Below are 249 nucleotides of genomic sequence, written 5' to 3'. Positions count from 1 at the left end.
CGTCGCGTGTCACGTCGTATGCGCTGAACAACGGGGCAGCGGAAAGCAGCATCACCAGGCCCAGCACAGCGTGGACTTGGATCTCGACGACGACCTCAACCAGGCGGCCGGCGAACGACGTCGGCCTCGGCACGGGGTCTGAGGACCAGAGCGGAACCGCGGCGACGACGCCCAACGCGAATATCGCCAACAAGAGGACTTCATGGCCGACGGGCACACGGACGAGCAGGCTCACCGATCTGGTGAGCC

At 65.9% G+C, this 249-nt stretch carries 1 protein-coding gene; it reads right to left on the bottom strand.

Annotated features, from left to right (window positions below; translation table 11 throughout):
- Window positions 1–235: cytochrome c oxidase assembly protein (locus tag SB754_RS22035; RefSeq protein WP_410784431.1), on the bottom strand; the 235-nt coding region annotated here is incomplete at its 3' end.
- Between the last annotated feature and the right edge of the window lie 14 nt (window positions 236–249).

The sequence above is a fragment of the Leifsonia sp. SIMBA_070 genome (assembly GCF_046534635.1).
Classification (GTDB): Bacteria; Actinomycetota; Actinomycetes; order Actinomycetales; family Microbacteriaceae; genus Leifsonia.
This window is presented reverse-complemented; position numbering and strand designations above follow the sequence as displayed.